Source organism: Sphingomonas sp. jy18, assembly GCF_056931895.1.
On record NZ_JBXPBT010000002.1, the window covers coordinates 699,178 to 724,901 of the forward strand.

13 protein-coding genes are annotated in these 25,724 nt (G+C 64.0%); 7 read left to right on the forward strand and 6 right to left on the reverse strand.

Annotated elements, in window-relative coordinates; genetic code table 11:
• Positions 1-6: 6 nt before the first annotated feature.
• Together AC0QC4_RS08320 and AC0QC4_RS08325 are read right to left on the reverse strand one after the other, a co-directional pair.
• Complete coding sequence (locus AC0QC4_RS08320; protein WP_483659317.1) at positions 7-3,399, reverse strand: UvrD-helicase domain-containing protein; 3,393 nt, start codon at positions 3,397-3,399, stop codon at positions 7-9.
• The gene (locus AC0QC4_RS08325; RefSeq protein WP_012114967.1) at positions 3,399-6,053 is read right to left on the reverse strand and encodes a PD-(D/E)XK nuclease family protein; all 2,655 of its coding nucleotides are present in this window, start codon (positions 6,051-6,053) and stop codon (positions 3,399-3,401) included. Before AC0QC4_RS08325 ends, AC0QC4_RS08320 begins: the two co-directional genes overlap by 1 nt.
• Positions 6,054-6,274: 221 nt before the next feature.
• Between AC0QC4_RS08325 and AC0QC4_RS08330 the strand changes: the two genes are divergently transcribed.
• The 7 genes from AC0QC4_RS08330 (at position 6,275) to AC0QC4_RS08360 (ending at position 22,573) form a co-directional block, all read left to right on the forward strand.
• A complete protein-coding gene (locus AC0QC4_RS08330) occupies positions 6,275-7,159 on the forward strand; it encodes a BrxR family helix-turn-helix transcriptional regulator (RefSeq protein WP_012114968.1) in 885 nt (294 codons plus the stop codon).
• A gap of 22 nt (positions 7,160-7,181) precedes the next feature.
• Positions 7,182-10,685 (forward strand): helicase-related protein, encoded by a 3,504-nt coding sequence (locus AC0QC4_RS08335; RefSeq protein ID WP_012114969.1) that lies wholly within the window; start codon positions 7,182-7,184, stop codon positions 10,683-10,685.
• Positions 10,686-10,693: 8 nt separating this feature from the next.
• Positions 10,694-11,185, forward strand: coding sequence for a hypothetical protein (locus AC0QC4_RS08340; protein WP_012114970.1), 492 nt, complete (start codon positions 10,694-10,696; stop codon positions 11,183-11,185).
• Complete coding sequence (locus AC0QC4_RS08345) at positions 11,182-15,402, forward strand: sacsin N-terminal ATP-binding-like domain-containing protein (RefSeq protein ID WP_012114971.1); 4,221 nt, start codon at positions 11,182-11,184, stop codon at positions 15,400-15,402. Before AC0QC4_RS08340 ends, AC0QC4_RS08345 begins: the two co-directional genes overlap by 4 nt.
• Positions 15,386-18,187 carry a DUF1156 domain-containing protein gene (locus AC0QC4_RS08350; protein WP_012114972.1) on the forward strand — a complete coding sequence of 934 codons (2,802 nt, stop codon included), beginning with the start codon at positions 15,386-15,388 and terminating at the stop codon, positions 18,185-18,187. The genes AC0QC4_RS08345 and AC0QC4_RS08350 overlap by 17 nt, the downstream gene beginning before the upstream one ends.
• A 12-nt stretch (positions 18,188-18,199) precedes the next feature.
• A complete protein-coding gene (locus AC0QC4_RS08355; protein WP_012114973.1) occupies positions 18,200-21,496 on the forward strand; it encodes a DUF499 domain-containing protein in 3,297 nt (1,098 codons plus the stop codon).
• 117 nt (positions 21,497-21,613) lie between these two features.
• On the forward strand, positions 21,614-22,573 hold the full coding sequence (locus AC0QC4_RS08360; protein WP_012114974.1) for a LysR family transcriptional regulator: 960 nt from the start codon (positions 21,614-21,616) through the stop codon (positions 22,571-22,573).
• Here AC0QC4_RS08360 and AC0QC4_RS08365 read toward each other — a convergent pair.
• From AC0QC4_RS08365 to trbF, 4 genes are all read right to left on the reverse strand, one after another.
• Positions 22,506-22,745 (reverse strand): DUF2274 domain-containing protein, encoded by a 240-nt coding sequence (locus AC0QC4_RS08365; protein WP_081437066.1) that lies wholly within the window; start codon positions 22,743-22,745, stop codon positions 22,506-22,508. The two genes, AC0QC4_RS08360 and AC0QC4_RS08365, sit on opposite strands and share 68 nt — an antisense overlap.
• A 1-nt stretch (position 22,746) precedes the next feature.
• On the reverse strand, positions 22,747-23,886 hold the full coding sequence (locus AC0QC4_RS08370) for a TraB/TrbI/VirB10 family type IV secretion system protein (RefSeq protein WP_483659368.1): 1,140 nt from the start codon (positions 23,884-23,886) through the stop codon (positions 22,747-22,749).
• Positions 23,887-23,999: 113 nt separating this feature from the next.
• The gene (trbG, locus tag AC0QC4_RS08375) at positions 24,000-25,043 is read right to left on the reverse strand and encodes a P-type conjugative transfer protein TrbG (protein ID WP_012114976.1); all 1,044 of its coding nucleotides are present in this window, start codon (positions 25,041-25,043) and stop codon (positions 24,000-24,002) included.
• Positions 25,040-25,723: a conjugal transfer protein TrbF gene (gene trbF / locus AC0QC4_RS08380; protein WP_012114977.1), complete on the reverse strand. Its 684-nt coding sequence runs from the start codon at positions 25,721-25,723 to the stop codon at positions 25,040-25,042. The genes trbG and trbF overlap by 4 nt, the downstream gene beginning before the upstream one ends.
• Position 25,724 lies beyond the last annotated feature (1 nt).

Genomic DNA, 25,724 nt, shown 5'->3' on the forward strand with positions numbered 1-25,724 from the left:
CCTCCGTTAGGTCGCCACCGTCTGTGGCGAGGGCGAGACGGCAATCACCATTCCCCTCGTCATCAGAACGATGAGCCCGCGCTCGGCGCCGGTCATATCGAGATAGGCGCGGACCTGAGCCCGATAGTGGTCGAGCGTTTGAGCCTCGGGATTCACGTCGCTCTTCCAGTCGACAACCACGACGGGCCGGCCATCCTCGCCAATAGTCAGAGCGTCTGTGATCCCGGCCGTTGCGGTTTCTACGCCATCGGACGCCTGTGCGGCATAGACGGGAAATTCGGCCAGAAGGTCCGGCCGCAGGATCGCAATGTCGGGTAGGGCGAGGGTTTGCACGACACAGGCGGCCAGTTCTTCAGCCGACAGCCCCGTCGCCGGGGCGGAGACCGGAGACCGGCCGAGGGCGTGGATGAGGTCGGCCGCCCGGTCGGTCAGGGCGGCTACCGCCTCCGAGGTTTCGCCGGTCAGCACCTCTTCCATGAGCTTGTGGAGGATCAGCCCGCGCTCCCGGCCGCCTTGCACGAGGGCAGCGGCTTCCAGCTCGGGAGGCTGGTCGTCGGCCAACCCGGTCCAGATTGCGGCTTCTTCCTCCCGCAGCACGATCCCGGCGGCGTTTTCGTCGCGGCTGGGAGCAAGCCAGGTCAGCCGCGTCTGCGCGGCTGTGATGGTTTCGGCCTCGGCGGCGAAGGTCGCGCGCGTCTGGGTATTGTCCGTGCCCGCTCCTGCGGCCGTGAGGCCGGCAGGCAGATGGGAGGCGTCCAAGCCGGGCAGGTCGGCGAGCGACAGATCGACGAGACCGATCCAGGCGGATTTCGACGGCGTGGTGTCGAGCCGGGGGAGGACGAGAAGTTCGCGGGCGCGAGTGGCCGCGACATACCAGAGCCGGATGCGTTCGCGGTCCAGCTCTTCCTTTTCCGCTTGGCGCGCGGTTTCGTAGCCTTCGGGTGCGACGCCCAGGACCGAGCAATAGAAAGTCTCGGTCTGGCGGTCGATGACGGCGCTTTCGGGCGCCATGACGCCGGTCATGGTATTCACCGGAATGACGATCGGCCATTCCAGCCCCTTGGCCGCGTGCATGGTGAAGAGCGCGACCGCTTCCTCCTGCGCGTCGGGCCGTCCCTCGACGGCGCGCGCCTCGTCGGACCACGCTGCTGTCATCGCCTCGGCGAAGGCGCGCAGGCCGCGCACGGCGTAGCCGGTCGACAGGCTGAGATAGAGGTCGATGTTGGCGAGCGCGCGCTCGGCCTGGCCGCGATGGCGCTCGAGGAGGAGCGGGCGGACGCGCATCACGTCCACGGCCTGCGAGAGCAGTTCGTGCGGGGTCGTGCTGTTGCCGCGCCGGGAGAGCGATTGCAGCCGCTCGATGACCGCGCGCGCGAGTGAGTGCGTGATGACGGCCGGGTCGATGCTGAGATCCAGGCGCGGAATCCGATCCGGCTGTTCCTTCGAGCGCGGAAGTCCCCAGACGATGTCCAGCAGGTCTTCTTCGGTGAGGCCGACCAGAGGTCCGCGCAGCAGCGCGCCGAGCGCCAGCGTGTCGCGGCGATCGGCCAGGACGCGGGTCAGCGCAATTAGGTCCTGGATTTCCTGGCGGCGGAACAGCCCCTTGCCGGCTTGGGTCGCCACAGGGATGCCCCGGCGCTCCAGGGCTTCCTCATAGCGCCACAGCTCCGCGCCGGTCGGCGCCAGCAAGGCGATGTCGCCCGGCTGGCAGGGACGCTCCGCGCCGCTGCGACGATCGATGATTGGGTGGCTTTCGATCAGTCGGGCGCACAGCTCGGCGATGGCGTCGGCTTCGGCGTCGCGCTGCTGTTCGGCGCTGGCCTTGCCGTTTTCGTCCGCTACCGCGATGTCGAGGGCCGCCACGCACAGGCCGCCTCGGTCGCTATGGAACGGGTCGAGAGCGGTGAAGCCCGGCTGCCCATCGGCCGAGAGCACGGCCTCGAAGCGTTCGTTGACGAAGGTGAGGATCGAGGCGCAGGAGCGGAAATTGGTGGAGATCGACAGGAGACTGTCGGGGTCTTGGACGCGAAAGGCGTCGCGCGCCTGCACATAGGCGCCGACATCGGCGCCACGGAAGCGGTAGATTGCCTGCTTGGGATCGCCGACCAGGAAGAGCGCTCCCGGCCGGATCCGGAAGCGGGTCCAGTCGTCATTGCCTTCGACCGGCTCGCCGCAGAGCCGCCAGAAGATCTCGGTTTGCAGGGGATCTGTGTCCTGGAACTCATCGACGAGGACATGAGCGAAACGCTGTCCCAGCGCGCGGCGAACCTCGTCATGGTCGCGCAGCATATCGCGCGCGGCGAAAATCAGATCGTCGAAGTCGAGCTGGGCGCTTGCGCGCTTGTGGTCGCGGTAGCGTTGCAGGACAGGACGCGCTTCTTCGATCAGCGCCGCCAGGGCCTGGCTGGCCGCAGCCTGAAGAAGCGAAATCCAGGCATCGCAGCAAGCGGTGTAATGAGCATCGGCGTCGTCGTTCAGCCGATCACCATCGGCTTTCGAGAGGCCAGCCTGTTTTGCAGCGGCGGCCCATTTGCCCTTCTTGCGATAGGAAGCGAAGGTGCCAGCCTTGGTGCAAAGGTCGGGATGCGGCCGTGACGTCAGGAGTTGGACGAGGCCGGCGGGGGTTGCGGGATCGGAGCCATTTGCCAACGCGGTCGCCATCTCGACCAGCCGTTCGACGATCACAACCGTTTCCGGCTCGGTCGTCCCTGTCCCATGCATGAAGCCCGCGAAATCCGCCGCGGCCTGCCGGAACGCCGTCAGGCGGCCGTCAAGCGGGGATATGGGCGGCGCGGCGAGGGTACGGCGGCGGCGCAGATTTTCGGCAATCTTGTGAACGAGCGCCACGGTTTCGCCGGGGCTGTGCAACACCATCTCTGCGAGGATGCCGCCCTGGCCGCCGGACAGGCGCTCGCGCAACCAGCCATCAACAATTTCGAGGAAGGTGAGATCGGCCTGATTGCGATCCATGACGCCGGCGCCGGGATCGATGTCGGCCTCCGCCGGATAGGGCTTGATCAGGCGCTGACAGAAGCCGTGGATGGTTGAACAGGTGATTTCGTCGATCGCGGTGCTTGCGGCGGCGAGATTATCGCGATGGGCCTGGGACAGGCCGTGGGGCAGCGCGACGCGCAGCTCGGTCGCGATCTTGCCGTCCGAGAGGTCGGCGACGAATTCGCGGACACGGGACAGCAGCTCGCTCGCGGCGAGTTCGGTAAAGGTGACGGCGGCAATGGCGCGCGGCGAGACCCCTTCGGCAAGCATCGCGGCGATGCGCCCTGCCATGACGGCGGTCTTGCCCGAACCCGCGCCGGCCTCAACGAGGATCGACCGATCATGGAGGCTGATCGCGTCGCGGCGCGCGCCGTCATCCTTCAGCACTGTGGACACTCTGCTCATCATTCCGCCTCCCAGATCTGAGCGACTTCGCCCAGCCGCTCCGTCGCGGCCGGGAGTTTGCGTTTGCAATAGGTGGCGCTGGCGTTGGCCGGCAGGGCGAAGGCGAGGTCGTCATAGTCGCCGCCAGTGTCCGGCCCAGGCAGCGCCGCGCCGCTGGCGAGGCTGGCCCTCGCCGCGCGGAGATAGCCCGTGATTTCCGTGAGCACCGCCTCGGGATCATCGAGCTGGAGATCGACCGGATCTCGCGGGTAGAGCAGCGAGGCGCTGATGGCGACGTCATCGCCAAGGAGCGCTTTCACCGCAAAGGCATAGAGGCAGCGCTGAAGCTCGCGCCCGCCGTTCAGCCGGATGTTTCCCTGCGGCGTCCGGCCCGTTTTGTAGTCGCGAACCAGCGCACGCTTGCCGTCGCCCGAAATGTCGAGCCGGTCGATATAGCCGGCGATATTGAAGCCGGTATCGGGAATCGTGACCGGCGCGGTCGCATCCCATGGGGCCTCCGCTTCGGATTTCGGTTCTGAGCCGCCGAACGGCACCTCGCCATAGGCGCGTGCGCCCGGCAAGGCGTCGTCCCCATAGGACAGGGCGCGGCCCGCCAGCGCGCGGGCGTCGTCGAGGGTGCGGCCCCAGATAACCGCCGGCGGAACAGGGCGTTCGCTTTCCCAATCGGCGGCGACGGTCTGCGCGGCTCGGGCCACTGCGATTTCGATCATGTCCGTGTCGGCAGATGCGAGCCCACCCCCGATCTCGAGGTCGCGCAAGGCGCGGTCGAGAACCAAGTGGACGAGATCGCCGATTCCGAGCGCGTCGAGCACCAGCGGCTCGGCGCTGCTTTGCGGTTCGCGCCATCCGAACGCATAGATCCACACGAAAGTGAGCGGATTGCGTAGCAGACGGCGAAGCGAACTGGCCGACTGGGTGCGATCGAGAATGGCGAGAACGAGCGGATGGTCCGCGCGGACGAGCCCGTCATGGGGCGTGATCTCAGTCTGCCGCCAGTCGCGCCAGCAACCTTGCGCGCCGATCGCTTGCGGATCAGCGGCGAATTCCTGTGGCCGCGCCATAAGACGGTCGGTTTCGCTGAAGGCGTGGGCCGGCGTCGCGTTGCGGCGGAGGTAGGTTTCGGCGCCATGCCCGGCAAGCAATGGGCTGCGTCCCAGGAGACGGCCGTCGCTGTCGCGCCGGGCGCGCGAGAGAACGACAGCGCCAGCCGTCGTGGCGAGGATCGTCTTGAAATCTCGGCGGTCGGCGAGGTTCACCGGAAGCGGATCGAGGACCGGGGTCGGGATGATGTGATCCGGGATCAAACGGTCCTCGGCGATCCCGCGTGGCCAGCGCGAGGAATTGAGGCCCAGCAGCCGCACGAAACGGCGGGGGGATGCCGCGAGCGCGCTGGCCGGCATCCAGGCGACGGAGACGCAGGCTTCCAGTCCGTCGTCCTGTTTCAAGATTTCCAGCGTTGCGTCGATCGAGGCGGCAGGCCCGGCGAGCAGTGCCTTGCGCCAGATTGCGTGCGCTCGGCCCTTGAGGAAGGCTTCACCGATCTCCGCCGCTGCGTCCGATCCTTTCGCCAGAATCTCAACCGCCGAGCGCAGTGTCGGCGCGTGGTTTGCGCCATCGGGCCAGTCGTCTGGCGTCAGCCTGGCCAGTAGGCGGTTCCAGGCGCTCGGCGTAGAGAGAGGAGCGTCTGTCGGCAGGACGCGCAACCAGCCTTCGGGCAGGGCCTCGAAAGGCCCGCCGTCCCGGCACAGCGCCGCGAGGCGGCGCAGGCGCGATTGCGACAGGCCGCGAACGACGATGTCGGCCAGCGCTGCGGCCGCCTGGCCCTCGCGCGTGGCGACGGTTCGGACGCCATGAACGAAGTGCAGGTCGATATTGGCGTCGGCGCGCAGGGCGAGGAAGTGATCATCATAATCTGCGGGCGACGCGGTCGCGAGGGCGATTTCCGAAGGCGATACGCCCGAGGCGAGGAGGCTTCGCACCCAGCGCATCGCCTCGATGGCCTCGTGATAGGCCGTTGCGGCGCTCACGGCGCGAATTTCCGGCGTGTGTGCCGGCGAGCGCGATATGGTGACGCCCGTGCTTTCGAGCCATGTGGGGACGCTCCTTGGGCCGGCCGTCCACTGCACGGGGATATGTGCGGTGAGGGCTGCGAGCAGCGGCCTCCAGCAGGGCGAGAGTTCGGTAAGGCCGACGATCTCAATCGGGCCGAGGACGGTCGGTGCGTGACCGATGCGGGCGATCGCGGCAGTGACGATGTCGAGAGGCCGCATCATGCCGGGCGGAAGCTGATCGAGGACGGCCGTTTCGAGGCGCGCAATCGCGGCGAGTCGGGGATGAGCGGCCGCGTGTGCGGCAAGGTTGATGCCCGCGCGCCAGGCTTTGCGGAGCGTATCGACTGCCGCGTCGATCATGCCGGGGAGGATTTTGATGCTCTCCAGTTCTCCCATCTGGGTCGCCGGCAAGGCCGCCTGAATGGCCGCGCGCAGGTTCTCGTCGTCAATCGGTCGGGCGAAGCCGCCGGCCAGCCGGACGACCGCCTGCTCGAAGGACATGACCTGCAGTCCGTGACGCGCGTTCCGGGCCGCCGCCAGCCGGCTTTCCCGCATGGCGAGGCGGCCATGAATGACCAGCGTGGATCGACTCGGGATGGTCATGGCCGCTCTCCTTCCGGTTGCTGTATTGCCCGGGCGCGGAGTTATCGCTGGGACCACTGTCGGTTGGCCGGTCATCTCGCGTTTCGAGTTGTGCCGCTGCATGACTTGCCCCGCCCATGTCCAATCGCCCATTGACGGGCGCCCTTAATGGGAATAATAATTACACGCACTTCATCGTGGTGTCCATATAGTTTTTATCCTCACTTACGAAACGGGAAGCAATGGCAGAGGCTGCAACGGCGCTGAAATGGGGGGTGGAGCGCCGACTCGAATTCATCGAGTTCCGGCTGTTCTGGGAGGGCTCGATCAACCGCGCCGACCTCGTGGAGGTGTTTGGTGTGTCGGTTCCGCAGGCGTCGAAGGATCTGACGCTCTACCAAGAGCGGGCGCCAGGGAACATGGAATATGACACGCGCGCCAAGCGCTACGTCGCGGCCGAGAAGTTCATGCTGCGCTTTCTCGATCCCGACCCTTACGTCTATCTCGCGCAGCTTCGTTCGGTCGCTGAAGGCGCTGTGCCATCTCATGATTCCTGGATCGCCGCGCTCCCCAGCGCCGACGTCGCACTGACTCCCAGGCGAGACATCGACATAGAGGTTCTGCGCAAGATGCTCGACGCGAGCCGTGAGGGGCACTCCGTCGAGATCTTCTATCAGTCGATGAACAAGGCGCGGCCGGACCCTATCTGGCGGCGCATCACCCCTCATGCCTTCGGCTACGATGGCTTCCGTTGGCATGTCCGGGCCTATTGCCACCTCGAACACAAGTTCAAGGATTTCCTGCTGCCGCGCATTCTGGAGGTAGGTGCGAAGGGTGAGCCGGGCGAGCCCGGCGAGCGGGATTGGCTCTGGAACAACTATTTCGACGTTATCATAGGTCCGCATCCAGCGCTCACCGCAAGCCAGAAGAAGGTCGTCGCCAAGGATTATGGGCTCGATTACGGTAACGGCGTGCTGACGGTTCGTTATGCAATGCTCTTCTATGTTTTGAAGCGTCTTGGTTTGCTTGGTGACGCTGCAAAGCAGAGCGCCCATACCCAGCATATTGTGACAATAAACCGCAAGGAAACTGAAGCCGCACTTGAGAAGGCGGAGTTTCAGCTATGAACGAATCGGGAGGCGCTGACTGATGGGGGCAAGGCTTGAAGAGATAAAGAACGGCGCATCCGTGCGAGGCGTTGCCTCGGCACAGGCCGTGCATGTCATTTCGGTCGATTGGATCGGCGATCAGGCGGTCAGCGTCGTCTTCCGCGATCACAACGGCGCGGTGGCGGAGGCGGTTCTTTATCGCGACGACGAGCACCGTCTGGAGATCGAACAGAACGGCCGGCCCTGGTCGTTCGACGCGGACGGTGCGTTGCTGCGTCTGGTGACGGAAGCCAACCGCATCAAGTTGGCGCACTATTTCGATCCGTATCTCGCCATCCACACCAGCCTGGTCGACCCGCTGCCGCACCAGATCTCTGCCGTTTATGGCGAGATGCTGCCGCGGCAGCCGCTTCGCTTCCTCCTTGCCGACGATCCCGGCGCCGGCAAGACGATTATGGCCGGGCTATTGATGAAGGAACTGATCGCCCGTAGCGATCTGGAGCGATGCCTCGTTGTCGCGCCGGGCGGCCTGGTCGAGCAGTGGCAGGACGAACTCGGCCAGAAGTTCAATCTTGAATTCGATATCCTCTCCCGCGACATGATCGAGAACTCGCGGTCGGGCAATCCGTTCAGCGACCGGGATCGGCTGATCGTCCGTCTCGACGTGCTGGCGCGCAACGAGGAGCTTCAGGAGAAGCTCATGAGCGCGCGCGAATGGGACCTGATCATCTGCGACGAGGCGCATCGCATGTCGGCCACCTATTTTGGTGGCGAGGTCAAATATACGCGCCGCTATCAGGTCGGTCAGAAGCTCGGCCAAGTCTGCCGGCATCTGCTGCTGATGTCGGCGACGCCGCACAATGGCAAGGAAGAGGATTTCCAGCTTTTCATGGCGTTGCTCGACGGTGATCGGTTTGAGGGCCGGTTCCGGGATGGCGTCCACTATGCCGATACCGAAGACATGATGAGGCGGCTGACCAAGGAGGAACTGCTGAAGTTCGATGGCCGGCCGCTCTTCCCGGAACGGCGGGCGCGCACCGTCAAATATCAGCTCTCGGAAGGGGAGGCCGCGCTCTACACCGCCGTCACCGAATATGTGCGCACTGAGATGAACCGCGTGCAGCGGTTCGCCGAAGGCGATGGGAAGAAGCGCAATAATGTCGGCTTCGCCTTGCAGATTCTCCAGCGGCGTCTCGCATCGTCGCCGGCCGCCATTTACCAGTCCCTCAAGCGACGGCGCGAACGGCTGGAAAACGAGCTGGGTGAGGCGCGCCTTGCCGCCAAGGGCCGCCGGGCGGGCATGGGTGAGCCGGCGATCAACGCCGATATGCTGCGCAATATCGAGGAATATGGCCAGGAGGAGATCGACGAGCTTGAGGATCTGATCTCGACGGGCGCGACGACGGCCGAGACGGTTGAGCAGCTCGCGTTGGAAGTTGAGACGCTGAAGGGCCTGGAGACGATGGCGCTCGGCGTGCTGCGCTCCGGCGTGGATACGAAGTGGAGCCAGCTCAATCGTATCCTCGACGACGATCTCATGATTGATTCCGCCGGCAATCGCCGCAAGCTGATCATCTTCACCGAACCCAAGGACACGTTGCACTACCTGCTCGACAAGGTGCGGGCGCGGCTTGGAAATCCCGAGGCCGTGGAAGTGATCCACGGCGGGGTGTCGCGCGAAGAGCGACGCAAGGTCGTCGAGCGCTTCATGCAGGATAAGGACATGCTGGTCCTCATCGCCAACGACGCGGCGGGCGAGGGCGTGAACCTTCAGCGCGGCCACCTCATGGTCAATTACGACTTGCCGTGGAATCCCAACAAGATCGAGCAGCGGTTCGGCCGTATCCACCGCATCGGCCAGACCGAGGTTTGTCATCTTTGGAATCTGGTCGCGGCCGACACGCGCGAGGGTGAGGTTTATGCCCGTCTGCTTGAGAAGCTGGAGGCAGCACGCGAGGCGCTGGGCGGCCGTGTCTATGACGTGCTCGGCGAATTGTTCGACGGCGTGGCGCTCAAGGATCTGCTGTTTGAGGCGATCCAGTATGGCGAGAAGGAAGAGGTAAAGGCGCGTCTGTTCCAGCAAGTCGATGGCGCGGTCGATCAGGCACATCTGCTCGAATTGTTGCGTCGCCGCGCTCTGACCAACGACACCATGCCGGAGGGCAGGGTCGAGGAGTTGCGGCTTGAAATGGAACGCGCCGACGCACTGCGTCTCCAGCCGCACCACGTCCAGAGCTTCTTCGTCGAGGCGTTCCAGCATCTGGGCGGTCGCATCAAGCGCCGCGAGGAGGGGCGCTGGGAGATCGCCCATGTGCCTGTGCGCATCCGCGAGCGGGATCGTCAGATCGGGACCGGCGCGCCGATCCAGACGCAATATGAGCGGATCTGCTTCGAGAAGGACAAGATCAACCAGCAGCCGGTCGCTGCCTTCGTCTGTCCCGGCCATCCGCTGCTGGAAGCGGTGATCAGCCTGATCCGTGAACAGTATGAGCAGATCATGCGGCAGGGCGCGATCCTGGTGGACGACACCGATACCGGCGACGCGCTGTCGGCGATTTTCCTGCTGGAGCATACGGTCCAGGACGGTCGAGTCACCAGCGCCGGCAAGCCGCATGTGATTTCGCAGCGGCTCCAGTTTGCTGCCATCGACAAGGCCGGAAACACCGTCAACGCCGGCATCGCACCGCATTTGAATCTGCGCCCCGCCAGGCCGGAAGAGGTCGCCAGCGTTCGCGATCTTCTGGACGAGAGCTGGCTGACTACCGATCTGGAGAGGGCCGCAATCCGGTTTGCGACGGTCGAGCTGGCGCAGGGCCATGTCGCCGAGGTCAAGGCGCGGCGCCTACCCGAGATCGAAAAGGTTGAGCAGGAGGTTCGCGCCCGGCTCAAGAAGGAGATCAATTATTGGGACTCGCGTGCCTTCGAGCTGAAGGAGGAGGAGCGCGCTGGCAAGAAGACGCGGGTGAATTGGCAGAACGCGCAACGACGGGCTGAAGATCTGGCAGATCGGCAGAAGCGCCGCATGGATCAGCTTGAGCGGGAGCGGTTCATCTCATCGCAGCCGCCGCGCGTGCGGGGTGGCATGGTGGTCATTCCGCGGGGCTTGTTGGAAGCACGCCAGTCGCCAAGCGTCCCGGACCATTTCGCAGAAGACCCGGCCGCTCGCCGGGTTATCGAGCTTGCGGCGATGGAGGCGGTCATGGCGGCCGAGCGGGCGCTGGGCAACGAGCCGGCCGACGTCTCCGCCCAGAAGATCGGCTACGACATAGCTTCCCACGATCCGAGGGCGGGGCATCTGCGTTTCATCGAGGTCAAGGGACGCATCGATGGCGCCGACAGCGTGATGGTCACGCGGCAGGAGGTCATCACCTCGCTGCACGAGCCGGAGAAGTTCATTCTCGCCATCGTGCCGGTCGCCGCCGGCTTCGCCCATGCACCGCGTTATGTGCGCGGCCCGCTCGTCGAACGGGAGCCGTCGTTCCTCGAAACTGCAATCCAGTTTGACCTCCGGCGCCTGCTGGAGCGGGCGCAAGAGCCGGCATAGGGGGCGACATGACCGGCATTTCGGATTTTTCCATCCTGGCCCCCGTGCCGTTGGAGCACCTGCAATCGGGGCGCACGATCGCCAGCGCCACGGGTTTTGTCGCTTTTGGATCGCGGAAGTGGGAGCTGTTTCGCAAGGTGGATGAACTGCGCGGCGGTGCGCGCGTGCCAGTCTTGATCTATCCGTCGCACGAGGATGTGGCCGCCAAGCTTAGTTTTGTCGTGTCCTGGCTCGGTTGGTATGTCGGCTGCGAGGAAAGCGGAAACGGCAAACACTCAAAGGCAATGTCGCATCGCCCGCCGACGACCGGCCAATATACGGCCGATAATCAGGGCCACTGGGCGGTGTTCTGGCACGTTTGCGATCTGCAAGAGTTGCCAGCCGGGCAGCGGATGCCGATCTCCGCCATCCAGTCCGTCAAGGGCGGCTGGCGCAAGACGGCCCCGCCGCGCGGACCTGAGCTGGTCGCCACGCCATCGACGCTGGAGGTTCCGTTGTGAGCGCGGGCCGCCAGATCGAAACCATCCTCGCCGACCCTCCTGGCTATTTTCGGTCGATTCAGGAGCGCGCCACCAAGCGCTGGGATCAGCTCGATGCCGACCCGGAACTTGCCGGACCTTGGCACCAGCTCTTCAAGCAGGTGCAGAGCCCGCGCCATATTCTGTCCGAGCTACTCCAGAACGCTGACGACGCCGGGGCCAGCGAAGCGCGGGTGTCGATCGAGAACGATCGCTTTGTGTTCGAGCACAATGGCGAGGACTTCATCGAGGCTCACTTCGCCTCGATCTGCCGGTTCGGTTATTCCAACAAGCGCGCGCTGCACACGATCGGTTTCCGTGGGATCGGGTTCAAAAGCACGTTCAGCTTGGGCGATCGGGTCGAGCTTTTCACGCCGACCCTAGCAGTCGCCTTCGAGCGCACGCGGTTCACCCAGCCGCATTGGGTCGATAGCCGTCGCCTGACATCGGGAACTACGCGCGTTGAAGTGGCGATCGCCAACCCGCTGCTGTGCCGCGAGGTGGAGAAGAATCTCGACGAGTGGCTGAAGAGTCCGGTGTCGCTGCTGTTTTTCAAGAAGATTCGCCGCCTGCGGATCGGCGACAGCGAGGTGCATTGGCAGAGTCTCGGGCCTGGCCCCGTCGCCGAGAGCGAATGGATGGCTTTGGATGAGAAAGCGGACGATCCCTTTCTCCTCGTGCGGTCAGGGGAGGAAGCCTTCCCGGCCGAAGCGCTCGATGAGATCCGCAAGGAGCGGATGCTGGGGGCCGAGGATGGCGGCGATTTTCCGCCCTGCCGCGTGGAAATCGTGCTGGGCGCGAAGGGCCGGCTCTATGTCGTGCTGCCGACCGGCGTGGAAACGACGCTACCTTTCGCCTGCAACGCGCCCTTCATCCAGGACCCCGCTCGTCTCAAGATCAAGGACCCGGAAACCTCGCCGACCAACCGCTGGCTCCTGAACCGCGCTGGAGAATTGGCCGCCAGCGCCATGATGGAGTGGCTGGAGCAGACCAAGACCAGCGCGCGGGATCGGGCAGACGCCTATGGCTTGCTGCCTGACGTCGACCGTGAGGCGGCCACGCTCGAAGGGGCGTGCGGCGCGATTGTCGAGCTGGCGTTTGACGCGGCCATCGAAGGCCGACCGATGCTTCTGACTGAAGAGGGACGACTGGTCGACGCCAAGGCCGCGATCACCGTGCCGCGGCCTGTCTTCGACATCTGGCCGGCGGACCAGGCCATGGCGCTGCTCGACGTCAAATCCCGGCCGGCGCTGTGCCAGCATGTATCGGCCAAGAACCGGACCAAGCTCGTTCACTGGGGTCTGGTCGAGGAGTTCTCGAAGTCCGATCTGCTCGAGCGCCTGCGCAGCCATCATCTGCCGCGGCCTGCGACCTGGCGGCACCTGTTGAATCTGTGGGCCTATATCGCGCCCGAGGTGACGGGTTGGCAGTGCCACGACACCGACGGCCTGCGGATCGTGCCTGTGCAGGGCAAGGAGGTGCTCTACGCGGCGTCGGAGATCGTTCGGCTCGGCGAGAAGAAGCTGCTTCAGTCGGAAGAGGATTGGGAGTTTCTCGCCAGCCATTTGATCGTCCTCAACCAGAACTGGACCCGGTTCCTCGCCGAGCAGCGCCGTGACAAGGCGGAGGGAGAGAACCGCAAAGACCCGGTTGAGGCGGCCTTCGCGGTGCTGGAGGAGATCGGCCTCGACGGGACGAGCGACGTCAACGCGGTGATCGAGCGGGTCGCCGCCGACTATTTCGCGGCTGGCCAACCGAAGCTCGCCGAGTGTGTCCAGCTCGCCCAGATCGCGGCCAAGCTGGGCGTCACCATTGGCGACGCCTTCCGATATGCCTGCGCCGACTTGAAACTTCGGCCGATCGGCAAGGGGGTGTTGTTCGACGAGAATGGCGCGCTCGAGGAGTTGCTGCCGGAGTCCGTCCGAAAGACGCAGCTCCTGCACGGTGATTATGTAGCGAGCTTCAAATCCTGCACGCGGGAGGATTGGCTGCGCTGGGTATCGTCGGGCCGTTCGGGGCTTCAGACGATGGCGCCGCTCGCGCAGAAGCGGACCAGCCTTTACGGACGTCAGCGCGCGGTGACGGAGGCGCAGGCGCGCGGCCAGCGTCAGGGGCTTTACTACGCCTATGTCACGGAGAGCTTCGTTCTCGATGACTGGGACTTCTCGGCCGATTACTGGCGGCATTGGGAGGCGTTGTCGAAGGCCGATCCCGGCATCTGGGCCAAGGTGGTTGGAAAGATTCTGGAACAGCGTGACATCTATTGGTCGCGGGCGTCGAGCGCTCGCCTGTTGCAGGTGGCGACAACCGGATCGACGCGAGCAGTCAGCTCGGAACCGTTGCTGGCGGACTGGTTGCTGAAGTTGCGGGCCAAGCCCTGCCTTCCCGACACCCGCAACATCATCCAGCTCCCGGCCGACGTGGTGCGCAGGACACCGGAGACGGAGGCGCTGATCGACGTCGAGCCCTTCGTGCATGGCTTGCTCGATCGGGAAACGACGCGCCCGCTGCTCGATCTTCTCGGTGTCCGCAGCACGCCGAGCGGTCCCGGACGCCTGCTCGACCGGCTGCGCGCCTTGGCGAAATCCGACAAGGCTCCGGCGCATGAGGTGGAGAAATGGTATCGTCGCCTGGATCAGATGCTCGACGGGTGCTCGACCGCTGACGCGCAAAACATCAAGAACGCCTTCAAAACCGAGAAGCTGGTCCTCGCCCAGGACGGGACTTGGGTGACGTCGGCCGGCGTTTTCCTGGCCGGGGACGAGGAGGATGTTCCCGGCGCGGCGGTCGTCCGCGCCTCCGTGCTCGACCTCAGCCTATGGCATCGTATCGGTGTCGCCGATCGCCCGTCCGCGGACCTGGCGCTGCAATGGCTTGGGACGCTGGCCTCGGGGAAAGCGCTCTCGGCCGACGACGCCCGGCGTGTTCGCACCTTGCTGGTCCGATACCCGATCCGCATCTGGGAGGAGCGCGGGCACTGGCTGAACCTCGTGGGGGAGTGGGCGCCGGTCGAAACGCTTGCCTATGGCCTCAGCATGCAGACCCTGTTCCGGTGGAGCCATCTGCACGAATGGGTCAAGCGCAAGACCGCCGATTTTCAGCGGTTGTCGGGGGAGACGGTGCAGGCGCCGCCATTCTCGGCATTGCCGGCTTTGTCGGACCTCGTGGAGGAGCATTTCAACCAGCCGTCGCTGCTGGCCGGCATCGAAGATCGCCGCGCCTGGCTGACGGCGTTCGGAACCCAACTCGGGCGGATCGAGCTTGCCGATTCCACCGAGACCGAGCGCGTGCGGGCGCTGGCAGAAGCGATCGCGGCGACGAGCTGGGTCCAGACCCCCAAGCTGGAGGTCATTCCCTATCTCGACGGCGTGCCCGCCGGAACGGCGCGGCTCACCGACATCCTGTGGCTCGACGGCAAGCTGTTCGTTAGCCCGCTATCCAAGGCCAAGCTCGCGAAGCGGGTCCCGGAAGAGATCGGCAGGAATCTGAGCGCGGACATTCGCGCGGCGCTGGCCTATGCGTTCGAGCGCTCGTCCGAGGACATCAAGGAGTATCTCGAAGAGAATTTCACCCTCGGTCCTGAGCAGATCGTCGTCGCACCGATGGCCCAGCACGTCGTCGAAGCCGACGATGATGATGGTGTCGACGTGGTTGCCGAAGACGCGCACAGCGATGGTGAGCCGGTCGCTGCGAAAGATCTCCACCCCGACGAGGATGAGCCCGAAACGCAGCCTACAGCCGCGCCCTCGGCCGGGGAGCCAGATCGAGAGCTGATCGAAACGGAGGTGGCGACCAGGCCCCGGGCCGCGCCGAAACCGCCCCGTCCGAGCGTGATGGCGCGGTTTGCATTCGCCCAAGGCTATAAGGCCGATGGCGAAGATCGCTTTTTCCATGTGGACGGAAGCTGGATCGGTCGTGGCAACGGCGCGCGCTTTCCATGGGAGCGCCGCTCGGCCAGCGGCGAGATTCTGCGGCACTACTATCCCAAAGACCATTGCCTGGAGCACGAACCGCTCCAGCTCGAAGCTGACGTCTGGGGCCTGCTGGACCAGAAGCCGGATCTCTATTCGTTCATTCTCATCAACCCGGAAGGTGGTCCCGTCGAAATGACGGGCGCCCGCCTGCGCGCTCTACGCGACGGCGGCGAACTGACCATCCATCCCGCAACGTACAGGCTTGTTTATGACCTCGACGACTAACCCCAAGAAGAAACTGATCGAGGTTGCGATCCCGCTCGAAGCGATCAACGCCGCCTCCGCACGCGAGAAGTCGATCCGGCATGGGCATCCGTCCACGCTTCATCTGTGGTGGGCACGGCGGCCGCTGGCGGCCTGCCGCGCGGTTCTGTTCGCCCAGCTTGTCGATGATCCGTCGAGCGACCTCGACAAATTCCCCACGCACGAAGCTCAAGAGGCTGAGCGCAAGCGCCTGTTCGGCATCATTGAAGAACTGGTGAAGTGGGAGAACTCGACCAACGAGGAGGTGCTGGAGCGCGCCCGCGCCGAAATCCGCAAGAGCTGCGGCGGCGAGCTACCGCCGGTCTATGATCCGTTCTCGGGCGGCGGGTCGATCCCGCTAGAGGCGCAACGTCTCGGCCTGCCCGCCTATGGGTCAGACCTGAACCCGGTCGCGGTGATGATCGGCAAGGCGATGATCGAGATTCCGCCGAAGTTCAAGGACAAGGAGCCGATCCATCCCGGCGCGAAGGACCGGCAGTTCTATCGCAATGCCGAGGGGCTCGCAGAGGACGTCAAGTGCTATGGCGAATGGGTGCGTGAAAAGGCGTGGGAGCGCATCGGGCATTTCTACCCGCAGGTGGACCTGCCGAAAGAGCACGGCGGCGGCAAAGGGACGGTGATCGCTTGGATTTGGGCACGAACGGTGCCCAGCCCTGATCCTGCCTTCTCCAACGTGGAGGTCCCGATCGCGTCGAGCTTCCTACTCAGCGCTAAGGCTGGGAAGGAAACGTGGGTAGAGCCGATTGTCGACAAACAGGCGAAGACCATCTCCTATCGCATCAGGCATGGCGGTACAAAAGCCGAACTCGCTGCTGCAAAGGAAGGAACCAAAGCAGGTCGCGGTGCGAATTTCCGCTGCCTTATGTCGGATACGGCGATCACTCCTGACTATGTGAAAAGTAATGGTCGCGCTGGCAACATGGGTCAGACGCTGATCGCGATCGTTGCGGAAGGCAATCGTGGCCGGGCGTATGTCACACCTGCCGAAGCGCACGAGAATCTGGCCTTTTCGGCAAAACCCGACTGGAAACCGGAAACCAGCCTGCCGAACGACCCACGGAATTTCTGGACTGTGGACTACGGTTTGACGACCTTCGGTGATTTGTTCACCGACCGGCAATTGGTAGCGCTGAATACCTTCAGCGATCTGGTCCAAGCGGCGCGAACGCAGATCGAAGCCGACGCATTGGTCGCCGGGCTATCTTCTGATCCGACCCCGCTGCGCGATGGTGGCATAGGCGCCAAAGCCTACGCCGAAGCTGTCAGCGTGTATTTGTCCTTTGCGATTGACCGGCTTGCGGATGCTGGCAGTTCGATCGCCACATGGTCGTCATCAGAGTTCATCCGTTTCACGTTTGCTCGGCAGGCTATCCCGATGACTTGGGATTTCGCTGAATGCAATGTCTTCAGCGATAGTACCGGAAACTATCTCGGTGCCGTCGATTGGGTCTGGAAGGCTCTCTCTGGGCTAGTTCCAAACGCGGCTGGCACTGAGATTCAGCACGACGCGCAGAATGTACGTTTGCCGAGTGGAGCGGTCGTCTCGACTGACCCGCCATACTACGACAATATCGGCTACGCGGATCTGTCGGATTACTTCTATGTTTGGCTTAGGCGTAACATTAAGGATGTTTATCCTGATCTCGGGAGCACCATTTCAGTTCCTAAAGAAGAGGAACTGGTCGCGACGCCTTATCGACACGGCGGGAAAGCGAATGCTGAGGAGCATTTCCTGACGGGTATGACGGCGGCTATATCCAGCCTTGCCCGTCAATCGTCTTCATTGTTCCCTGCGACAATCTACTATGCCTTTAAGCAAAGCGAGGTCGAGCAAGACGGACTGAGTTCGACTGGGTGGGCAACCTTCCTACAGGCTGTGATTGAAGCGGGTTACGCTATTGTTGGAACTTGGCCCGTTCGCACGGAGCGCTCAGCTCGGACAATTGCTACTGGCACCAATGCTCTCGCGAATTCGGTCGTCTTGGTGTGCCGGAAAAAGGAGAGTACGGCCGAGGTCGTCACCCGTGCCGAATTCATCCGTGCTCTGAAACGTGAATTGCCGCCGGCGATCTCAGAGCTTCAGGCGGCCACCATCGCACCAGCGGATATGCCACAATCAGCCATCGGTCCGGGCATGGGCGTATTTTCGCGTTACAAGGCCGTGCTGGAGTCGGACGACAATCCGATGAGCGTGAAAGCCGCGCTCCAACTCATCAACAAGGAACTCGACGAATATCTGGGCGGTATCCAGGGTGAGTTCGACGCGGACACCCGGTTCGCCATCACCTGGTTCGAGCAGCACGGAAACGGCAAGGGGGACTATGGTGTCGCCGACAACCTTGCCCGTGCGCGCGGTATCGCGGTCGAAAGCGTCAAGCATGCCGGGATCGTCGACAGCGCCGCTGGCAAGGTCCGCATCCTCGCGCGTGACGAACTCGACGAGGATTGGGACCCGGAAGAGGACCGACACTTGACGGTGTGGGAGTGCCTCCAGCATCTGGTCCGTCTGCACGAGAAGGACGGTATCTCCCACGACACCGCCGTGCTTTTGAAGAAGATCATCACCCAGGCCGAGGCGGTAAAAGATCTCGCCTACTGCCTCTACGACATCAGCGCCAACAAGCGGAAGGATGCGAAAGAGGCCACGGCCTATAACGCCCTGATCGCCGATTGGACCGAGCTGACGAAGGCTGCGGCGGCCATCCACGACACAAGCGGCGATCGTCAGATCCGGCTGGATATTTAAGGGGAACGGAACGTGGCAAAAAGCACGCGCCAATATGTGTTTGAGGGAATGGAACTGCTGCCTGCGGCGCTGATCCCCTTCGTCGAGAAGCGTCTCGAAACCTCGCTCAAGGGGCACTGGCAAGTCCAGGTGCTGGAAAAGCTGCCAAACCTGCGCCCCAACAGCAGCGGCGAGGTCGGTTGGGACCAGGCCGCGCTGTTCAACGCCATGGATCGCTTCTGGAGCGAAGCCTTCAAGGCAGTGCTCGGCCGTGCCGAACGCTCGCTGGTCAATGAACTGGGCGATGTCCGCAACAAGCTCTCGCACAACGAGACCTTCACCTACGACGATGCCGAGCGCGCTCTCGACACCATGCGGCGCCTAATGGAGGCGATCAGCGCCGGCGAGACGGCGGAGCAGCTCGGCAAGATGCGCGACACCATCCTGCGCACGAAGTTCACCGAGCTTCAGCGGAACGAGGAGCGGCGGAAAACCCAGCGTCTCGAAATCTCGGTCGAGACCGTGGCCGGCCTGTTGCCGTGGCGCGAGGTGGTCGAGCCGCATCAGGATGTTGCCACCGGCGAATTCCAGCAGGCCGAGTTCGCAGCCGACCTCGCCAAGGTGCATTCCGGCAGCGCGCCGCCGGAATACCGCGACCCGCGTCAGTTCTTCAGCCGCACCTATCTGACGGAAGGTTTGAGCGCGCTGCTGATCGGAGCCGCGAAGCGGCTGTCCGGCACGGGCGGCGATCCGGTCGTCGAACTGCAAACCAACTTCGGGGGTGGCAAGACGCACTCGATGTTGGCGCTCTATCATATGGCGGGGCCGACGCCGGTGCAGGACCTCTCCGGCCTGGACCAGTTGCTCGAAAAGCAGGGCCTCAGCGTGCCGAAGGCCATCAACCGCGCCGTGCTCGTCGGCACATCGCGAGGGCCGCAGGACGTGCTCCATGCCGAGGGCGACCGGAAAATCCGAACAACCTGGGGTGAACTCGCCTGGCAGCTCGGCGGCGCCGATGCCTACGCGATGGTGGCGGAGAATGACGCCAGCGGTATCGCGCCAGGCTCGAACCTGCTTGAGGCGCTTTTCAAGAAGTATGCGCCGTGTCTGATCCTTATCGACGAATGGGTCGCCTATCTGCGGCAGATCTACAAAGTCGAGGGGCTGCCGTCCGGCTCGTTCGATGCGAACCTGTCCTTCGTCCAGTCGCTGACCGAGGCGGTCAAGGCTAGCCCCGGCACGCTGCTGGTCGCCTCCTTGCCGGCCTCGCAAATCGAGGTCGGCGGTGAAGGTGGTCAGGAAGCGCTTGCGCGCCTCAAGCAGACTTTCAGCCGCGTGGAGTCCTCGTGGCGGCCGGCGAGCCAGGAAGAGAGCTATGAGATCGTCCGGCGGCGGCTGTTCAAAGACATCCCCGGCGACAAGTTCCATCATCGTGATAACACGCTGAAACAGTTCGCCAAGCTTTATCGGGAGAACGCCAACGATTTCCCGCAGGGCTGCGCGGACGAAGACTATCGGCGCAAGCTGGAGAAGGCTTATCCGATCCATCCCGAGTTGTTCGACCAGCTCTACACGAGCTGGGGATCGCTCGAAAAATTCCAACGCACGCGCGGCGTGCTGCGCCTGATGGCGCAGGCCATTCACGAGCTTTGGATGAACGCTGATCCATCGGTCATGATTATGCCCGGCAGCGTGGCCGTGAGTTCGCCGCGCGTGGAGCCGGAATTGCTCCACTATCTGGACGTGAGCTGGCAAGCGATCATCGCCGGCGATGTCGATGGCACGACGTCGACACCCTATAAAGTCGATCAATCCGCGCCCAACCTGAATCGCTATTCGGCTACCCGGCGCGTCGCCCGCGCGATTTTCATGGGAACCGCGCCCACCGCCCAGCAGCAGAATACCGGCCTCGACGACAAGCAGATCAATCTTGGTGTCGTGCAGCCCGGCGAGCGTCCGGCGATCTTCGGTGATGCCCTGCGGCGACTGACCAACCAAGCCAAGTTCATGCACGCCGATCTTGGGCGCTACTGGTATTCGATGTCTGCGAGCCTCAACCGCATCGCGGCGGACAAGGCGGCGCAGATCGAGGCGGCGCTGGTCGACGTGACGATTGACGCGGAACTCGGAAAATATGTGAACGGTCTCGCTGATCGCGGGCATTTCGACGCCGTGCAGGTCGCGCCGGCCTCGTCGGCCGAAGTGCCCGATGAAGCGGGTGGTGTTCGGGCCGTCGTGCTGGGCGTCAAATATCCGCACAATGGCCGCGACGGCTCGGAAGCGCTGGTCGAAGCGAAAGACATCCTCACGCAGCGCGGGAGCACACCGCGCGTCTATCGCAACATGTTGGTATTCATCGCCGCGGAAAGCCGTCAGCTCGATCATCTGAAAGACGCCGTGCGTGCTTCCCTCGCGTGGGGGGAGATCGTCCGCGACACCGAGCGGCTGAACCTCACCCAGAGCGACAGCGCGCTAGCCAAGACGAAGTTGGCCGAAGCCAACGAGACGATGAAGACGCGCCTCAAAGAGGCATGGTGCTATCTGCACTATCCGGCCCAGGAGAGCGCGCAGGCGGATTGGGAGTGGGTGTCCGGCAAGATTCCGGCGCAGGACGGGCTGTTGGCTCGCGCCAGCAAGAAGCTGGTGGCGGAAGAGGGCTTGCTAGTCGAGTTGGGGCCATCACGTCTTGATCGTGACCTTCAAAAATACATCTGGAACGACAAGCCGCACCTGTCGCTGAAAGATCTGCGGGAATACCTGAATCGCTACATCTATCTGCCGCGCCTCAAGGGCCAGGACGTGCTGGTGAAGGCGGTACAGGCCGCCGTGAGCGGGATGCTCCCCGGTCCCTTCGCCTATGCCGAACGGTGGGACGAAAAGTCGGACAGCTATCTGGGGCTGGCGATCGAACGTGCGGCAAACGCCGTGGTCGTGATCGACAGCGACAGTGTCATTGTGAAACCGGATGTGGCCGAGGCGCATCGTCCAGCGCCGGTGCAACCTGGCCAGGGTGACACGCCTGCTGGTTCTGGCGATGGCGCGCCACCCTCGGATGGACAGCCTTCAGAAAGCGGTGCGACCACATCTCCAGGGGAAAAGAAGCCGACACGCTTCACTGGGGCCGTGATGATCTCGCCGGAGCGGCCAGCCCGCGACATCCATCAGATTGTGGAAGCGATCGTTGAACAGCTTACGACGCTGCCCGGCAGTCAAGTGAGGCTCAGACTCGAGATCGAGGCGGACGTGCCCGGCGGTTTGGAGCGCGCCAAGGTACGGACGTTGGTGGAGAACGCCAATACACTCGGATTTATAGAAAAATCTGTGGAATGAGGTGTTGAATTTTTTGCCGTAAATGACCGTGCAGATTGAAACTATACTTATTCAGATACGGGGAACCATGGTGAGGTAAGGTGCTATTCGGCAAACTTGGAGAAAGGTGGCTCCAGTATGATCGAGTTGCGCCATATCCATTATTTTGTCGCAGCCGTAGAGCAGGGTAGCTTTCGCAAAGCGGCGAGGCTCTTGAATATTCAGGAGTCTGCGGTGAGCCGGCGCATCCGAGATCTCGAAGATCGGCTTGGAGCCTCCCTGTTTCACCGCCATTCCGGCGGCGTGGCTCTTACAGTGGCGGGGCAGCGCTTCCTTCGCCGTGTCCGCATCGCTCTCCAGCAGATCGAGGATGGCATTAATGATGTCGCTGCGATCGGCCGATCCGAGGATGGCATGGTCAAGATCGGCATCTTCTCATCGCTGGCATCCGGTTTCATGTTCGATCTGCTGAAGACGTTCGACGAGAAGCATCCACGGGTGTCAGTCGAGCTGATCGAGGGCAATCCGGCGGTTCATGTTGCCGCAATCCGCCAGCTTCAACTCGACGTGGCGCTCATAACCGGCACAGGCGATTGGCCCGGCTGCGAAACCGAACAACTTTGGACGGAAGGGGTATTCGCCGTCCTGCCAACCGAGCACGGCCTTGCGAAGAAGCAGAAGGTGCGCTGGCGCGATCTTGCCGAAGAGACCTTCATCGTCAGCGATGGGGCGCCGGGGCCGGAAATCCGCGACTATCTGGTCCAGCGTCTTGCAGACCTCGGCCGCCATCCGAACATCCACCCTCAATATGTCGGGCGTGATGTCCTTTTATCGATGGTCGCCGTCGGGCGCGGGCTCACTGTGGTCAGCGAGGCGGCGACAGGGGCGCAGTTTCCCGGCATCGTCTATCGGCAGATCGTGGATGAGGTCTTGCCCTTCAGTGCGATATGGTCGCGCAAGAACGATAACCCGGCATGCCGGAGGTTTCTCAGCCTTGCCCGAACATTGTCACGATCAGCAAGCGCGGCAATCACGCGGTTGAATGGGGCGTCGGAGACGACTGCCTCGCCTTCGCAAAGCCTCGATCTGTCGCCATGAAGCGCTCCAGCATGGGAACGATCAGGCGCACCGGATCGGCAGCTGGCTGTCCGGCCTCGCGGCCGAGGATTTCCGCGTAGGCGGTGAGATCCCGATGGAGCCTGGCGGGCAGCTCAAGCGTGATCTTGACCGGCTTGTCGTCAGTGATCGGACCAAGTTTCAGCTTCGCCATATCAGCCTCTGTAGGGTTCGAGCACCAGGTCGCGCGTAACGATGACGCGGACAGGAAAGCCGGGCCGGATAGTGAGTGTCGGCGCGATGTTGAGCTGGCGCTGGACGATCTGTTGGCCGGTCTGGCTGATGCTGTCAGAGGCGCCGTTGCGCAGAGCGCGCACGATGTCGCTTTCCTGCCCGGATGAGCCCGCCTCGGCGCCGACGCTGAGCAAGGTCGACAGCGCTGCGGCCTTGAACAGTTCACTCCAATGGTAATCGACGCCATCCTCAAGCCCGGCATAGCCTTCGGCGTCTGCGCCTGGCTGGCGCTCGAGAACGATGCTGCGGCCGTTCGGGAAGATCAGCCGGTTCCAGACCAGCAGGATGCGGCGCTGGCCGAAGCCGACGCCGCTGTCATATTGCCCGATGACGCGCGTGCCCTGTGGGATCAGCAGGATGCGCCCGGTCGGGCTGTCGTAAATGTTTTCCGTCACCTGCGCGGTGATCTGGCCGGGAAGGTCGGAGCGGATGCCGGTGATGAGCGCCGCCGAGATCACCGCGCCGGCCTGAAGGACATTGGCCGATGCGGGGGCCGCGATCCGATCGGGCGAGACGGTACGCTTGTCGGGCGTCTGGTTGAGGAACGCGAGCTGGCGGTCCTGTGCCGAAGGCGTCGCCGGCTGTGGTGCGAGGCCGAGGCTGGTGAGGTCTGTGGCGGGTGTGGCTGCCGGCGCCGCCGTCGGCGTGCTGGCGGGTCTTGTCTCCGTGGTTGAAAACAGACGTGCAGTGCGCGCCGCCTCCAGTTCCTGTGCCCGGCGCTGTTCCTCCGGGCTGGGGCCGGCGGGCGCCGGGTTTGCTATGCCGGGTGTCGGAACCAGTTGGCCGCCGTTCTGCGCGTTGAGGATCGGTCGGCCGAGATCGCCGGGGAGCGGCGGGCCGAGTCTCGGAACCGCGGTATAGTCCCTCGGCAGACCGTTCAGGCCGTCCGGCGTGGTGCGGTTGTCGGTGGAATAGAGTTCCTGCCCCTGATTGCCGCCGTTGCGTGTCTGGAGCGCATAGACCAGCGCTCCGCCGACGCCGAGGCTGGCGACCAGGCCGAGACCGGCCAGCACCTTGCGCGACAGGCGGGTGACGCGCGGCGGTTCGGGCCGCAGCCGCATCGGCGCGGCCGGGTCGCCCTTGAGCGGCTGACTGTCATTTTCGTCTGCCGCCTCCGGCCTCGGCGCCCTATCGAGCGCCTGTCCTTCGTCCTTTTCGGGACCGCGTTCGTCGTTCACGATGCCGGCCTCCCATCGGTGCGGGAGATACGCACGCGCTTCTGGTTCTTACCTGCGCCGAAGCGCAGCTCGGCGGCGGCGAACAGTCGGTCCACGATCATGTAGTTGCCGCGCACGCGGTAGTTCACCAGCTCGGACGTGTTGCCCTCCGGCCCGACCACGAACAGTGGTGGCATCTCGCCCTGGCCGATGCCGCGCGGGAACTCGATAAAGACCTGCTTGCCATCGTCGAAAGCGCGCAGCGGCCGCCAAGGCGCACGGTCGCCTGACACCTCATAGCGGAAGTTGACGCGCGACAGGTCGATGCCGTTGGAAACCGGCTGCGCGGCCTGCGCGTCGGCATTCTGCCGCCGGAGCGCGATGAGCTGGTCCTGCGGATATTGCCAGGAAACCGAGGCCATATAGGTCGAAGGCGTCGAGCGCAGTTCCATGTGGTAGGTGCGACGGTCGGTGTTGATGATGAGATTGGTCAGCAGATCGGGCCGCGTCGGCTTGACGAGGATGTGGATTTGTTTGCCCGCCCCCGTGCCACTCTCGGTATCTCCGATGATCCAGCGCACCGTATCGCCGGCGGCGACGGGGCCGACGCCGACGAACTGCTCGCCGGGCTGGAGCGCGATGTCGGTGATCTGCCCCGGTGAGGCATAGACCTGATAAAGCGCGCCATCGACGAAGGGATAGACCTGCATCGAGTTGATGAAGCCATCGCGGACGGGCTGAACACGCGCGGCGGCGTTGGCCTGGTTGACGCGCACGGTCGGATCGGCAGCTTCGGGGACGGGCTTGCCGTCCTTACCGACCGGTTTCAACTGGCCGGGAAGTGGCAAGGGCCTGGGCAGCTCCACCACCTGTACGGGCCTGGGCGGCTCGGTCGCCTGTACGGCGGGGATGGCGTTGTCATAGGCGATTTCCGGGGGCGGTGTGTTGGTGGCGCAACCGGAGAGCGCAGACGTGCAGAGCAGCAGAAGCGGCAAGCCGGATTTACGGAAAGCCGGACGCCCTGCACTCCAGGGGGCGGCTTTGTGGAGTGCTGGCGTCATTGTCCAAGCTCCTTCGACCAGTTGATTGCGTTGACGTAGATTCCGAGCGGGTTCTTCTTCAGCGTGTCGGCGTCGCGCGGGGTCTGCACGGCGACGGTGAGGATGGCGGACCAGCGTTCGGTCGAGGCGAGAGAGCCGTCCTGATAGCGGCGCTCGATCCAGGCGATGCGGAAGCTCGATGGCGAGGCGCGGATGACCGACGACACCTCGATCGCGACCTGTTGTTTGCCGACCTTGGCGAAGGGATCGTTCGACCGGGCGTAGTCGTTGAGCGCCAGCGCACCGCCCTGCGTAGTGAAGTCGTAGGCGCGCAGCCAGTTCTGGCGCACGATGATCGCATCGGCCGGGATCGAGCGGACCTGCTCGATGAACCGCGCGAGATAGAAGGCGATCTGTGGGTCGTTCGGTTGATAGTCGGCCGTCGCCGGCGCCACGGCCTGCGCCTGGCCGAGCCGGTCGACCTGCACCACCCAGGGTACGATCGAGCCATTGGCGGATTGCCAGACCAGCGCGGCGGCAAGGCCCATCGACAGCGCCAGCGAGCCGAAGGCCATGAAGCGCCAGTTGCGGGCCTGCACACGGGCGGAGCCGATACGCTCGTCCCAGACCTGGGCGGCGCGCTGATAGGGCGTCTCAGGCTCGGGTGATTTGCCGTAATGGGTGGCCGGTCGTTTGAACATG

Coding starts and splice junctions, on each gene's coding strand:
- AC0QC4_RS08320 (WP_483659317.1), bottom strand. CDS start 3,399: ATGAGCAGAGTGTCCACAGTGCTGAAGGATGACGGCGCGCGCCGCGAC.
- AC0QC4_RS08325 (WP_012114967.1), bottom strand. CDS start 6,053: ATGACCATCCCGAGTCGATCCACGCTGGTCATTCATGGCCGCCTCGCC.
- AC0QC4_RS08330 (WP_012114968.1), top strand. CDS start 6,275: ATGGCAGAGGCTGCAACGGCGCTGAAATGGGGGGTGGAGCGCCGACTC.
- AC0QC4_RS08335 (WP_012114969.1), top strand. CDS start 7,182: ATGGGGGCAAGGCTTGAAGAGATAAAGAACGGCGCATCCGTGCGAGGC.
- AC0QC4_RS08340 (WP_012114970.1), top strand. CDS start 10,694: ATGACCGGCATTTCGGATTTTTCCATCCTGGCCCCCGTGCCGTTGGAG.
- AC0QC4_RS08350 (WP_012114972.1), top strand. CDS start 15,386: ATGACCTCGACGACTAACCCCAAGAAGAAACTGATCGAGGTTGCGATC.
- AC0QC4_RS08360 (WP_012114974.1), top strand. CDS start 21,614: ATGATCGAGTTGCGCCATATCCATTATTTTGTCGCAGCCGTAGAGCAG.
- AC0QC4_RS08365 (WP_081437066.1), bottom strand. CDS start 22,745: ATGGCGAAGCTGAAACTTGGTCCGATCACTGACGACAAGCCGGTCAAG.
- AC0QC4_RS08370 (WP_483659368.1), bottom strand. CDS start 23,886: ATGCGGCTGCGGCCCGAACCGCCGCGCGTCACCCGCCTGTCGCGCAAG.
- trbG (WP_012114976.1), bottom strand. CDS start 25,043: ATGACGCCAGCACTCCACAAAGCCGCCCCCTGGAGTGCAGGGCGTCCG.
- trbF (WP_012114977.1), bottom strand. CDS start 25,723: ATGTTCAAACGACCGGCCACCCATTACGGCAAATCACCCGAGCCTGAG.